Source organism: Mesorhizobium sp. Arg314, from assembly GCF_053714275.1.
On record NZ_JBSKBP010000385.1, the window covers coordinates 1 to 218 of the forward strand.

At 63.8% G+C, this 218-nt stretch carries 1 protein-coding gene; it reads left to right on the plus strand.

Going from position 1 to position 218, the window contains the following annotated elements:
* Positions 1-218 (plus strand): 7-cyano-7-deazaguanine synthase (locus ACWGS9_RS35975; protein ID WP_454509584.1); only part of this gene is annotated, 218 nt, incomplete at both ends.

The following is a 218-nucleotide window of genomic DNA, read 5'->3' on the forward strand; positions in this document are numbered from 1 at the left end:
GAGGCCATGCAGCGCCACGCGCTGGAGGGACTGGCGAGGATTTCCCTTTACGCGCCGTTCTTGCAGCTGAGCAAAGCCGACATTGTCGGCGAAGGCGCACGACTAGGCGTGCCTTTTGCGGAAACCTGGTCGTGTTACCAGGGCGGGGCTCACCATTGCGGTCGTTGCGGCACCTGCGTCGAGCGGCGCGAGGCCTTTCACCTGGCTGCTCAAAACGA